Origin of the sequence: uncultured Dokdonia sp. (assembly GCF_947492815.1) — a bacterium.
Classification (GTDB): Bacteria; Bacteroidota; Bacteroidia; order Flavobacteriales; family Flavobacteriaceae; genus Dokdonia.
In genome coordinates, this window is record NZ_CANLOB010000004.1 from 137,908 (window position 1) to 152,514 (window position 14,607).

The following is a 14,607-nucleotide window of genomic DNA, read 5'->3' on the forward strand; positions in this document are numbered from 1 at the left end:
AAGTGAACACCACCATACACAACTACTTAAAAGCTGTATAAATATGTACATCTGCACGTTTACCACGTAGCTGAATATTGCCTAATAACTCAAATTCAATTCCTGTAGGATTAAGTTTATTTTTTAAGCTTTCAGATAGTAATAATTCTTGCTGAAATTCATTACATTTCCCTTGTATCCTTGCAGCAGTATTGATGGTATCACCGTGATATGCAATTTCCTTTTTATACTTACCAACCTCGGTAGCAACTACAACACCATCATTAAGTCCAGCCTTGAAGAAAGGAACTACATTGTATTTTTCTTTATAATAGGCTTCTTTTTTAAGAAGTTGCTTCTTAAAGTTAAAAAAGGCGTTGATGCAATTTTGATTTCGTAATCCATCTCTTAATTTCCACGTTAAAATAGCTTCATCTCCTACATATTGATAAATCTCTGCTTCATTTTCTATAACAACACCCAAATCATTAAAACAATCTCTTATAAGCATACTGTATTCAATATGTCCTAAGCGTTCTGCATACTCTGTAGATGATTGTAAATCTAGAAACATAAAAATTCTATTCTCCTCATGTGGGATATAAAATCTACCTCGTAAAATTTTCCACAAATTATTTCCTCCTAGCATTAAATTAATTTGGGATAAGGCTCCCATAAAAACATCTACACAAAAAACATAGAAATAAATAGGAAAACTTCCTTCATCAATTATAAATTCTAAGAAACTAATTTCCACATTAAAGCTTAATGGTATGATAAGATAGGAAGCTATTATCAATATAAAGATAAAGGCTAGTGATAGTAAAACTCTTATAAATAGTAATTTACGAGCAGAAGCACGTTTATAAATACGTTCGAAGATATAAATTTGAGCAAATCCAGAAATAGCACCAAAGAACGGTCCAATCATAAAGGAATACAGGAGACTTTCATTAAAAGTAAGATCAAAAGCTCCATCTTCTGTAGCGCCTATACCTCTTACAATACTTAGAAATATAAATGCAAGTGTCCAACCTATACAATAGGTAAGTATAATAGACCATCGATGCTTATTTCTAAAGTTCATGTATAGGCTAAAAATTAGTGTTTTATCATAACCAAAGTTATACAAATAATCTTCCGAGAATTTAAAATTTATCTAAAAGTTACAGATAAAGCTATTTTATATAAATAACTGTATTTCAAAATATTATAACCTGTTTCTAATAATACCTGTAATTATATAAGAGAATTCTTACAATAATTGATTTTTTAAAACCAAAACCCTACTAATATACTAGGGATTATAACTGATTTTAAAAACACGTATTTATAACTGTTTGGTTATCAGTTAATTTTATCTACATTTAAACTCTCCCCCCTTATTATAATTATTAATAAAAATCAATTTTTATGATTCGTAAACTATTCTACGGAGTATTTCTCCTATGTGTACTTTCTACGCATGCTCAAACTAACAAAAGGGTAAAAATTTCAAACATTACACAACAACAAATACTGCAGTTAAGCAATGCTGGTATTGATATGCATTGTGGTGTGTATCAAGATGGTAATGATCTTATATTGGAACTCACACCCTATGAACAAGGTATTATAACGTCTTTAGCGTTTAATTCTGAAACACTGATAGAAAACCTTTCTGTATTTTATGCAGAGAGAGCCATGTCAGATATGGAGACAGCTACGACAACACTTAATGCCATGAAATCTAGGCAACCAGAAGCTTACCAACAACGATCTAGTGTTGTTTCAGAAAACATCAGTAACATTGGCCAGTATACGGGTGATAATGAGATAAATTGGACAGTACCGCAAAACTTTAATTTAGGAAGTTATGCAGGTTCATTGACGCTAGATGAAGCATTAGCAGAATTGGATGCCATGCATGCGCAGTATCCTAATCTTATTACGGCACGATTAGCCGCTGCATCAGAAACTACCATCGAAGGACGGACAGTATATTATGTCAAAATATCTGATAATCCGGATATTGATGAAGATGAACCAGAAACACTTTATAATTCATTAATTCATGCTAGAGAAATTTCTAGCCTTATGAATCAGTTGTATTATATGTGGTATTTATTAGAAAATTATGATACCGACCCAAGTATTAAAAACTTAATTGATCATCATGAACTGTATTTTATTCCCATTTTAAATCCAGATGGATATCAATTTAATATTGATAATAACCCAAATGGCGGAGGTTTACAACGCAAAAACAGAAGGGTTACAGCTAATTGTGGTGGCGATAATGATGGTGTTGATCTGAATCGTAATAGTGGTTATTTTTGGAATAATGGAGGTGCATCTTCCAATCCTTGTGCACAAGATTTTAGAGGTACAGGTCCTTTCTCTGAACCAGAATCTCGTATTATACGTGATTTTGTATTATCTCGAGATTTTAAAGTAGCATTAGATCATCATGCGTTTAGCAATATCCTATATCATTCCTACTCAAGCATTGGTAGTTCTACGGGGAGAGAAGACGAATTTGCACAATATGGACATGATATGAGTTATTATAATAGATATGGATATGGTGCCGTGACAGAAACGGGACCGCCTGTAGCAAGTGGTAGTCATATTGATTGGTTACTAGGTGGTACCATACCTGACGGAACGGGATCTACTGGGTCTGGAAAAAATATTATTGCATTCAGTCCTGAAAATGGTAGTAGTGCAGAAGGTGGCTTCTACCCTTCTCCTTCAAATATTCTTCCTATCGCACAACGTGCCATGCGTGTAAATTTGTTGGCAGCTTATTATAGTGGTAAATATGCTAAGTATAAAGACTTAACGCCTTCTAATCTTTCTGCAATTACGGGACAATTGCAAATAGGAATAGAATATCTAGGACAAACAGCATCTCCCATTACTGTAACGGTTACACCTATCTCTAGTAATATAAATGCTATAGGTACTTCGCAGACGGTAAATCTTGCAAAATTAGAACAAACAACGCTTAATTTCTCATACGAATTAGACACTAATATACAGCCTGGTGACAGGATTCAGTATGAGGTCACTGTTGCTAATGAAGATTTTACATTATATCAGGCTACTATAGAAAAGCAATACACTCCTACTACTCTATTTGTAGATACTACTGATACCAATGGTCTTTCAAATTGGACCAATAACGGTTGGGAGTTAACAACCGATACCTTTACAGGGACTAACGCAATTACAAATACGACTTCTAGTTATGGGAATAATACATTTGAAACCTTAACACTAGCAAATTCAATCGATTTATCAACATCACAACAAACCGTGATTCAGTTTTTTGCAAAATGGGATATAGAACGAGATTTTGATTATGCGCAATTAGAAGGGTCTATAGATGGAGGCGCCTCATGGACACCATTAGTCGGAAAATATACAAAGCCAGGAAGTCCTTCAGACACCAATCCATATAGCCAAAAATCAAACGCTGATGAAGCACATCAACCCGATGGACAGCCTTTATACGATGGAGATACCCAAGATAAATGGTCTCTAGAAGAGATTGTGATAGATGCTACTACGAATAGTTTTATGCAAGGTGCTTCCAATGTATTGGTTCGTTTTGTATTTGACTCTGACAGTTCAAATCTTACTAGTGGATATACCACTACTTTTGAAGGATTTACCTTTGATGATTTCCAAGTACTCAATAGTATTCCTGCACCTCTTAGTTCACAATCTATTACATTTCCTGTAATCACAGATCAGATTACTACAGCTGGACCTATTACTTTAAATGCTTCGGCGAGTTCTGGACTTCCTGTTAGTTATAGTGTCATAGCTGGTCCTGCAACTATATCTGGTAACGTATTGGTACTAGATGGAACTGTGGGTACCGTTACTGTAGAAGCCACACAGGATGGTAACACTTCATTTGAGGCTGCTACACCCGTATCTGTTTCATTTGTGGTAACTCTTCCTGCATGTGATTCAGAAGTGCCTCAAAATGTTTCTGTAAGTGCTATTACAGCAACTACTGCGATGGTACAATGGGATACAACCAATGGTGTTTCATACGAAGTACGCTTTCGCGAAAGCGGAAACAGTATATTTCAAACATTAACAACAACAGCTTTACAAATAGATCTACTAAATCTCACAGGAGCTACCAACTATGAAGTTGAAGTGAATAGTAGTTGTTCTGACGGTTCTACATCTGCTTACAGCACTGTTGTCTCATTTACTACACTCTCTCCTCCTGTTACTTATTGTGATGCTTCTAGTAATAATGCAACTGAGGAATTTATAAGTAGATTTGAACTTAATACGATTAATAATAGTTCAGGAGGTCAGAATTACAGCGATTTTACTAATATATCTACTACGCTTGAAACGAACGTATCATATCCAATAACTATTGAACCTACTTGGACTGGTAGTGTATTTCCTGAAGCTTATGCCATATGGATAGATTATAATCAAGATGGAGTTTTTAATAATACTACAGAACGTGTTTTCACACAAACACCTACCACAAACCCATCTATTACTGGAGCCTTTTCTGTGCCTAGTGATGCGCTTACAGGGTCTACTCGATTGCGAGTAGTAATGCGTTATAATACAATTCCATCAAGCTGTGGCGGTTATGATTTTGGCGAAGTAGAAGATTATACAGTGATTATCTCTCAAGGAGTTACCGATACAGAAGCACCTTCTACTCCTACTAATCTCATTGCATTTAATATTACACAAATTGCTGCTACTCTATCTTGGGAAGCAGCTACAGATAATATAGGGGTTACTGATTATACGGTGTTTCAAGATGGACAACCTATTGCAACAACTATAGGCACTACGTATACTGCTTTAGGGTTATTACCAGACACTACCTATTCCTTTTTTGTTGTGGCTAATGATTTTGCGGGTAATACTTCCAATCAAAGTAATAGTATTCAACTAAGAACACTTGAACTTTCAAATGGATGTGTAGAAGGAATTACTGCGTTGCCTTATTTCTTAGGTTTTGAAAATGGTATTGATAATTGGACACAAAATACCGACGATGATATTGATTGGATTATAGATGCCAATGGCACACCATCAAATGGAACAGGTCCTAGTAGTGCTATAGAAGGTCAAAATTACATTTATACAGAAGCATCTGGAAACAATGTAGGTTTTCCTAATAAACAAGCAATTATAACGTCTCCTTGTATAGATTTAACTAATTCTATAAATGCTTATATAAGTTTTAAATATCATATGTATGGTACTAGTAATAATTTAGGGTCGATAGATTTAGAAGTAAGTATTAATGGCGGTGCTACTTGGTTTTCCATATGGAATGAAATCCAAAACAAAGGAAATCAATGGAATACTAGAAATATAAGCTTAGATGCTTACATAGGCTTTCCTATACAATTACGATACAATAGGGTTACTGGAAGTGATTTTAGAGGTGATGTAGCCTTAGATGATATACAAATTATCCAAGGAGAAATCCCTCCTGTAGCATCGTGTAATGCAACAGAAATTGGATATCCGTATCAAGTAAGTTTTGAGACTAATTTTAATAATTGGTCACAAAGTACTAATGATGATCTTAATTGGATAAGAAATGGAGGTGGAACACCATCGGCTAATACGGGACCTAACAATGCAAATGATGGTGTTACATATCTTTATGTAGAAGCCTCGGGTAATGGTACAGGTTTCCCTAACAAACAAGCCATTTTGAATTCTCCTTGTTTTGATTTATCTATTGTAAATGGAAGTACATTTACGTTTGACTATCATATGTTTGGGAGTTCTGATTTTGGGAGTATTGCATTAGAAGCGAGTATAGATGATGGTACTACTTGGCAAGAACTATGGTCTCTTACTGGAAATCAAGGTCCGCAATGGAATACACAAGTAATTGACTTGACTTCTTATGATGGAGGTAGCGTGCAATTACGTTTTAATAGAATTACGGGGGGTACTTGGCAAGCAGATTTTGCATTGGATAATATAAGGCTTACCGGTGCAATACCATCTTTTACTAATGAGACAAACAAGTCATTATTAGGTACTAATGCGACTACTTTAGCTAGTACAAATACAATTAGATTATATCCTAACCCAACTACTCAAGGTTCTTTTATTAAAATTCAAGCAACTATTCCTGTAGACTTTGAAGTATATACCACTCTTGGAAAACGAATCTATAAAGGAACAGATCAAGAACAGTTTATACCCACAGAAAATCTTAGTTCTGGAGTTTACTTTGTTCATTTTAAACAAAATAATAAGACGATTACTACAAAACGTTTTATTATAAAATAATGTATAGTAAATAGAAACACATGAAGAGGCTATCTATATATAGGTAGCCTCTTTTATTGGTTTTATGCAATCATACGCTTTCGCGAAAGCGTATACAGTACCCCATAATTTTTGATTGATATTTTAATGTTTTTTAAATATCTACTCTTTTAAATTTGGTTTATTTTTGTGGTATGCTAAATTTTTTTAAAAAGAAAACCTCATTTATAGATATTTGGAGTGGTACCCCTGAAATACACTGTCATGTATTACCGGGAATAGATGATGGGGCAAAAAATATAGAGACCAGTCTTATACTTATTAATAAATATAAAGAACTGGGTTGCCCATCTATTATTGCGACACCACATACGATGTATGGCATATATGATAATACGCCTACTACTATTGAATCTTCATATGCAAGTATTAAAGATCAAGTAAACGATATACAACTTAAGTACTCCTCTGAATATATGATAGATGATAATTTTGGAGAATTACTTAATGATAAAAATATTATACCACTATATGAAAATTATGTACTTATAGAGATGTCATATTTTCAACCTCCAGAAAATTTTAAGGATATTATTTTTAAAATGGGAACCTTAGGATATATTCCTGTATTAGCACATCCAGAGCGATATGCATATTATCACAATAAGCCAGAAATACTCACTGATTTTAAAGCTAGAGGATGCCTTTTACAATTAAATGCGCTCTCTCTTTCTGAGCATTATGGAGAGTCTTGTCAAAAGATGGCTTTTAAGCTATTAAAAGATGGCTTGTATGATTTTATAGGAATAGATACACATAAAATTGAACATCTACAGAAAATAGAACACATGAAATTTTCTAGTGCTTATGCAGAGTCTTTGAAAGCTGTATGCAAAAACACGAGTACTACTTTTAATTAGAAGTAGTTATCATTAAAAAGCCCTGTATAAAATAAAATATACAGGGCTTTTTAATATCATAAATTCTTTTACTTCTTGAGTCTTAAGACTCTTTTTAAACGCGCATATACGCTTGGTTTTTCTTGACCATATCCATATCCATATCCGTATTTACTACCATAACCAAAGTTGGTTAATTTAATACCATTAATAGCAAATGCGATATTTTTAATTTTACCTTCTTCGTATAATTCTTTTGGATATTGTAATAATTTCTTGTCTGTATATTCAGCGCGACATACATATACTGTTGCATCAGCTAATTGACTAATGAGTAATGTATCTGTTACTAATAAGGTTGGAGCAGTATCCACAATTACATAATCGTATTGTTCTCGTGCTTCATCTATTATCTGCTCGAAACGATCACTCATTAATAACTCTGCAGGGTTAGGAGGTATTCTACCTGAGAGTATTACATTAAAGTAATTAGTTTCTGTTTTTGTTTGGTCAGGAGAAGCAGATTCGATTTCTATTTTATTTGTAATGGAGTCCATTTCTACCGAAGAATCAAATAAATATTCTGATAGTCCGATAGTCCATTCGTTTTTATCAATATATCTATGAATCTGAGGATTACGAATATCACCTCCTATTAAAAGTACCGATTTCCCTGTACTTGCAAGTGTAATAGCAAGGTTATAAGAGACAAATGTTTTTCCTTCTCCTTTTATTGTAGAGGTCACAAAAATGACATTTCCATTTTGCTTTCCTTTTATAAAATACCCTAGATTGGTTCTTAATATTCTAAAAGATTCTGCAAGAACAGATCTATCATTATCTTTTATAACATCACTTTCTTTGTCATCAATACTAGGTACTTCTCCTAAAATTGATAACATAGGTACTTGTTTCTCTACATCTACTCTATTATGAATTTTTGTATCAAACAATAATTTAAGGAATACAATTGCAAACGGTATTAAAAATCCTATTACAAATGCTGCTAAGTATACAATTTTTGGTCTTGGAGATACTGGATTCTTAGCACTATACGCTCTGTCTACTATTTTAGCTTTAGGCGTTGTTACAGCTAATGAAATTGCTGTTTCTTCTCTTTTTTGTAGTAAATATAAATAAAGAGATTCCTTTATAGTTTGTTGTCTTTCTATATCTCTAGAAGATTTTGCTATACTTGGAATTTGAGATATTTTACCTCCTATTCTACTTTGTTGTTTTCTTAAGTCTTTATCTTCTATATCTAATGCAAGGATAACAGTATTAAGATTTTCTTCAACGTTTGTTTTGAGTTGTGTAATTTGACTAGAAATCTCAACAACTACTGGATTGGCTTCTGTAGAACTCTGTAATAAACGTTGTCTTCTAAGAATAAGACCATTATATTCTTCTACTGCTTGTGCTATACTTGCGCTCTCAACTCCTAAATTAGAGGGTAGTAAAGAATATTGATCACTTGACTGAAGGTACTGATTCATAGAGCGTAAAAGCTCTTTTTGAGTAGAAACAGCTATTTGTTTCTTATTTAATTCACTAGCATTTTCTAAAAAAAGTTGTCCCTCTGCTCGTATATCAGTGAGGTTATTCTTTTCTTTGAAAAGTACTTTATCAGATTCTACGGTGTCTAATTCTTTAGTAATAATATCTAATCTATTAACGATAAAATCTGCAGTATTCTTGGATACTAAGTTTCTATCATCAATAGCATCTTTATTGTAAGCATCAATTAATGCATTAAGAGTAACTTCTGCTTTTCTTTTTTGAGGTGTTACTAATGTAAGTTTAAGAATACTACTATTCTTACTAACAGATTGGATTTGAATATTTCTTCGTAGACTATTAACGACATTTTCAACACTTGTAATGTTAACAATATAGTTTCCTTTTATTTCTGTAACTTTAGTATTAGTTGTTTTTAAAACTATTGTACCGAGTCCGACTGAAAAAGGTTCTCCAAATGCATGAGTACTTATAGGTCCATCTTCTCCATCTTGTATTTCAAATGTTGTATCTGAAATTACTTTTATAAGGAAATTACCTGAAGGGGTTACAGTAGTCTCAGCGCCATTTAAAATCTCTAACACAAAAGGAGTGCTTTCATATAACTCAGAAGTTTTGATACTTCCTTCTTTATAATAACTTATGTTAGATTTTAAATTTTCAACAACTCCAGTTAATAGTCGCCTAGATCTTAATAGTTCGATCTCATTTTCAAACTGAGACTTATTTAAAGCAGATCCTGTTAATCCTAGATCTTCAAATATAGCTATTTCAGAAAGTGAAGCATTTTTGTCATCTTTTATGAGTATTGTTGCTTCTGAAACATAATTATATGTGCTGTATCTTAAATTTAGATACGCTAAAGATACACATACTATAAGTGATAGAATAAACCAAGGCCAATACTGTAAATATTGTCTTATTTGATCTTTTATACTAATATCCTCTTGATGAGGTAAGCTACCATTTTCTTTCATGAGAAACTAAAATTAGTTACGAGTTAATACACTTATTACTGATATAATAATACCTGCAATAGATATAAATACACTAGTATTTCTATTGAAACTCGAACTTTGTATTTGAGCCTGATTAGGGGAAACGATGACAACATCGTTTTGTTGTAAATAATAAAAAGGTGAATCTATAATAGACGATGAGGTAAAATCTAGTTCTCCATAGGTTTTAACTCCGTCAATCTCTCTAATAATTTTCACGTTTTTACGGTCACCAAAAATTGTCATATCACCTGATAATCCTAATGCTTCTAAAACAGTAATACGCTCATCGTTTATAGTGAAAGTTCCTGGACGTTGTACTTCTCCTAATACAGAAACTTTAAAATTGAGTATTCTAATATTGACAATAGGATTTTTGACATATTTAGAAATTAACTCTTTTACTTTTTCTGTAGCTTCAGTACGAGTAAGTCCTGACAGTGCTATAGTTCCTACCATAGGAAATTCAATAGTTCCATCTACACTCACTAAATATGTTTGTAATTGTTGAGCTGTCTGAACGATTCCATCAATAGAAGTTCTACCTACTAATGGTTGATTAAATGGCGCAACAGCTTCAGGATTTAAAGCTGAAACATTGATTGTAAGTAAATCGTTAGCACGTATACTAATGTTGTAATTAGTATTTGCTGGGTTATCAGCAATTTGTTCTATATCTTGAAGATAGAGGACTTTTTTCTTGGAAACACAAGAAGTTGTTAGGGTCGAGATTGCTAGCAGAAGGATGCTAAATTTTATGTATATTTTCAAAATTTTTTTTCTAAAAAATGAATGTGCAAAAGTAATCTTTAAAAGGTATATAAAGCAACCTTTTATTGCCATCTTTACAAAACTATTTTTGTTTTTCGACTTGAATGTCTAAAATCTCAAATTCAGAGTTATTACTCTTAAATTCAGGGATTAGTTGTTTAAGTTTTGCGACAGTTTTAGTATTCATATTCTCTTTTGCAGCGAGCACTATCGCTTTTATGGACTCGTTTACGAGATGATATTCTTTTGTTTCATCTTCACTAATCATGATTTTATCATGGTGTGTAGGCAGTGTCTTGCTTTTATCACTTAACAATTCTTCATATAGTTTTTCTCCTGGTCGTAAGCCTGTAATTTTAATATCAACATCTTCATTAGGCACATGACCTGCTAGCTTAATCATTTTTTCTGCTAAATCCATGATTTTAACAGGCTCTCCCATATCAAAAATAAAAATCTCCCCTCCTTTCCCCATAGCCCCAGCTTCAAGTACAAGCTGACATGCTTCTGGAATTGTCATAAAATAACGTATTATGTCTGGATGCGTAATTGTTACGGGACCACCAGCTTCTATCTGTTTTTTGAATAAAGGAACTACGGATCCATTAGAACCTAAAACATTACCAAAGCGTGTTGTGATGAATTTAGTAATTATCTTTTCATCAGCGACTAATTCTTTTTGTTCAAAATAAAGTGATTGTACATACATCTCTGCCGCTCTTTTTGAGGCTCCCATAACATTACTTGGGTTAACAGCTTTATCTGTACTTACCATCACAAAATGACCTACACTAAACTCAGCAGCAAGGTCTGCTATTAGTTTGGTTCCAAATATGTTAGTTTGTATAGCTTCTGATGGGTTATCTTCCATTAAAGGGACATGCTTATAAGCTGCAGCATGATAAATAACATCTATTTTATACGTTTCAAAAAGAACTCTAAGGCGTTTTTTATTAACGACATCACAAATAACATAAGATACTGTGAGGTCTGGAAATTTATCTTTAAGTTCAATATGCAATGCATGTAATGGAGATTCTGCCTGATCAAGAATAATAAGTCTTTTAGGACTATACGTAGCTACTTGTCTAACAATCTCGCTTCCTATAGAACCTGCTCCTCCAGTAACCAAAATATTTTTATTACTTATTTGAGCTGTTTTATTTTTAGCATTTAAAACAATAGGTTCTCTATTCAGTAAATCTTCAATCTGCAATGATTTTAATTGATCTGTTACTGTTGTATTTTCAGACCAATTAATTACCAATGGTGAATTATAAACTTTTATATCATTCTCTAGACAATTTTTAACTAAAGCATAACGCTCTTCTGCATTTAAGGTATTTCCAGAAAATATAATAGCTTGTGCGTCTAGTTTATGTGCTAGATTACTAATAGAATCATTCATTTCTAGCACTGGCTTTCCTAATATACGTAAGCTTTTATTTTGTCTACTTGAAGCAAATCCCTGTATTTTAAATCTTTGTGGGTGTTCTATATCCAAAGCTGCAGCAATAGATATTGCTCCATCATCTACACCTACAATAACTGCTTTTATGAGTTCTTCTTCTTGTTGAGCTACTTTGAAATATTCATATAATTGTTTAACAGATAATCTAAACACAAATAATGCAGAAAAACTAATAAACAAAAACAGTACAAGTCCTGTAGTAATAAAAATTTTATCTCCAATGATAGCTAGACTAACAATGTTAATTATAAGTAATGTCGTAAATGTAGAAACTGATGCAAAAAAGAGTTTTAACGCATCCATATATGACGAATGCCTAATCAAGCCTGCATATGTTTTAAATAAAAGTAGAAATATAAAGTTGATACCTACAACAAGACCCACTTGTTGAGAAATCTTTAATGCTTTTAAAGGTATTATATTAAGATCCTTTAGAAGATAATAGGTGAGAAATAAACTAGCAGTAACGAGTATAGTGTCTATAAATAATACTGCCCATCTTGGAAGATATCTAATATTCCTAATATCTAATTTATTATCTTCTGAAAATAAATTCTCAATTGCGGTCTGTAATTTACTCTTCATAAATGTTGATTAATCTACTTCCTTAGATAATATTGCAAAGATAATCTTTTCTATTCTTTGCCTTTCTTGTTTGGTTAAATTAGAACCCGAAGGTAAGCATAATCCTTTTTTAAATCGATGAAATGCCACATTTCCTCCATAAAAAGTACAGTTTTCAAACAAAGGTTGCATATGCATCGGTTTCCAAGTAAAACGACTTTCTATATTTTCTTTATGAAAAGCGTTCTGTAATTCTTCAATAATTGTTGGCTTATATACGTTTAAATCAACACTTAAAATTGATAGCCAAAAATTACTTTGATATGCTTCTGAGGGTTCTTGTGTTATAAAAGTGCCCTTTATTGAATTAAAAATATTCTGATAAAACATTTTAATTTCTTTTCTTTTTTCTATGTTTTCATCAATTAGATCAACTTGACTTAAGCCAAATACAGCAGAGGAAATAGCCATTCTATAATTATATCCTATTCTTTTATGTTCGTAGTATGGCTTGTCTTCACGTGCATGTGTTGCTAGATAATGACACATATCATACGCTTCATCAGAAGCTACTACTAGTGCTCCCCCTCCTAAAGTTGTAAAAATTTTATTCGTGTTAAAAGATAAAACACCTATGTCTCCTAGATTACCACAGTATACATCATCAAATTTTGCTCCTAAAGCTTCTGCTGCATCTTCTATGATAGGAATATTATACTTAAGAGCAATTTTGTTTACTTTTTCAGCATTGTATGGCATTCCATATAGATCAACTACGATAATAGCTTTGGGTTTCACTCCTTTATGTATTCTATCTAAAATGGCTATTTCAAGTTGCTCTGGGCAAATATTACCTGTTTCTTTTTCACTGTCTACAAAAATGGGTGTTGCATTCTGATATATTATAGGAACTGCTGTTGCTATATACGTGGCCGTTTGACATATTACTTCATCACCACCTTTTATATTAAGCAATTCTAATGCTAAATGTATTGCCGAAGTTCCGGAATTAAGAGCATATACTCTTTTGCCTTTAAAAAAACGAGTTTCTAAGAATTTCTCAAAATCAAGTATTGATTCAAATGTAAAGTCATTAACATCAAAATTAACAGCAGATTTTGTAGCTTCAGATAAAGGAATTCTAGTTAGCAATTTTTTAGGAGTTTTAAATTTCATTCTTATTTCCTGTCTTTGCAGATATCAGAAAATATAAAATTACAAATAATAACAATATTACTACAGTAACTATCCATTGAGAGTATATAGGCAAAGAATATAATGTAATAGTAATACAAATCAAAACCGCTTGAATAATAGCATAGATAGCTGCCACTTTCATATGGGAATACTTTACATTATCTACTAGTTTTTGATATAGGTGATGTCTATGAGCTTCAGATAATTTTTCTTTAAGACGCTTTCTTACGAAAATTGTCATTAAAGTATCTACTCCATAAACTGCCAAAAACAAAAGTACTAATGGAGATTGAGTAGTCTTATAAAACATAAAAGCAGTGTACAATATGACCATCGCCAATGTTATACTTCCTATATCACCTGCAAAGAATTTTGCTTTTTTTCTAAAATTATAAAATCCAAAAACAGCTAATGCTATTAAGGTATAATACAATAGTTTTTCATTTATAAAATCTACAATAAATGCATCATAATAAAGAAACCCAGCTATAATTACGATACTATAAAACCCAGTAATAGCATTTATACCATCCATAAAATTAAAGGCATTAATAAAAGCTACCCCAGCGATACCTAAGAAAAAAATTATAAATATTGGTAAGTCAAAATTAATTTGAACTAAACATAGTGCTACAGCCAAAATCTGAACTGGAAATCGTAACGCTGGAGATAAAGGGTGTATATCATCTACAAAACTAAGAAGACCTATAATACTTGTTCCAATAACAAAATAGGTTTCGTTTAGTCCTGAAAAAAAATAGTAAAGTAGCAATGCTATAAAAAATAAAATGCCTCCACCACGAATCGTTGATTTTGTATGAGAACTTCTGTGATTAGGTTTATCAACTATATTGAAATGTTCAGCTATTTTAATATAACAAATAGACGCTATTATTAACAATATACTGACAAGGTATAAACTCATAATTACATT

General features: G+C 32.3%; 8 protein-coding genes. 2 read left to right on the top strand and 6 right to left on the bottom strand.

Annotation, left to right across the window (positions count from 1 at the left end; all coding sequences use genetic code 11):
• Positions 1 to 22: 22 nt before the first annotated feature.
• Positions 23 to 1,066 (bottom strand): adenylate/guanylate cyclase domain-containing protein, encoded by a 1,044-nt coding sequence (locus Q1A01_RS06520; protein WP_299677764.1) that lies wholly within the window; start codon positions 1,064 to 1,066, stop codon positions 23 to 25.
• A gap of 326 nt (positions 1,067 to 1,392) precedes the next feature.
• Here Q1A01_RS06520 and Q1A01_RS06525 point away from each other — a divergent pair, with 326 nt between their 5' ends.
• Together Q1A01_RS06525 and Q1A01_RS06530 are read left to right on the top strand one after the other, a co-directional pair.
• Positions 1,393 to 6,276 carry a M14 family zinc carboxypeptidase gene (locus tag Q1A01_RS06525; protein WP_299677767.1) on the top strand — a complete coding sequence of 1,628 codons (4,884 nt, stop codon included), beginning with the start codon at positions 1,393 to 1,395 and terminating at the stop codon, positions 6,274 to 6,276.
• Between the two features lie 173 nt (positions 6,277 to 6,449).
• Complete coding sequence (locus Q1A01_RS06530) at positions 6,450 to 7,175, top strand: CpsB/CapC family capsule biosynthesis tyrosine phosphatase (protein ID WP_299677770.1); 726 nt, start codon at positions 6,450 to 6,452, stop codon at positions 7,173 to 7,175.
• A gap of 68 nt (positions 7,176 to 7,243) precedes the next feature.
• Here Q1A01_RS06530 and Q1A01_RS06535 read toward each other — a convergent pair whose 3' ends face one another.
• From Q1A01_RS06535 to Q1A01_RS06555, 5 genes are all read right to left on the bottom strand, one after another.
• A complete protein-coding gene (locus Q1A01_RS06535) occupies positions 7,244 to 9,649 on the bottom strand; it encodes a polysaccharide biosynthesis tyrosine autokinase (RefSeq protein ID WP_299677773.1) in 2,406 nt (801 codons plus the stop codon).
• A 12-nt stretch (positions 9,650 to 9,661) separates the two neighbouring features.
• Complete coding sequence (locus Q1A01_RS06540; RefSeq protein ID WP_299677776.1) at positions 9,662 to 10,441, bottom strand: polysaccharide biosynthesis/export family protein; 780 nt, start codon at positions 10,439 to 10,441, stop codon at positions 9,662 to 9,664.
• Between the two features lie 82 nt (positions 10,442 to 10,523).
• Complete coding sequence (locus tag Q1A01_RS06545) at positions 10,524 to 12,497, bottom strand: nucleoside-diphosphate sugar epimerase/dehydratase (protein WP_299677779.1); 1,974 nt, start codon at positions 12,495 to 12,497, stop codon at positions 10,524 to 10,526.
• Between the two features lie 9 nt (positions 12,498 to 12,506).
• A complete protein-coding gene (locus tag Q1A01_RS06550) occupies positions 12,507 to 13,652 on the bottom strand; it encodes a DegT/DnrJ/EryC1/StrS family aminotransferase (RefSeq protein WP_299677781.1) in 1,146 nt (381 codons plus the stop codon).
• The gene (locus Q1A01_RS06555) at positions 13,642 to 14,598 is read right to left on the bottom strand and encodes a glycosyltransferase family 4 protein (protein WP_299677784.1); all 957 of its coding nucleotides are present in this window, start codon (positions 14,596 to 14,598) and stop codon (positions 13,642 to 13,644) included. The genes Q1A01_RS06550 and Q1A01_RS06555 overlap by 11 nt, the downstream gene beginning before the upstream one ends.
• Positions 14,599 to 14,607 lie beyond the last annotated feature (9 nt).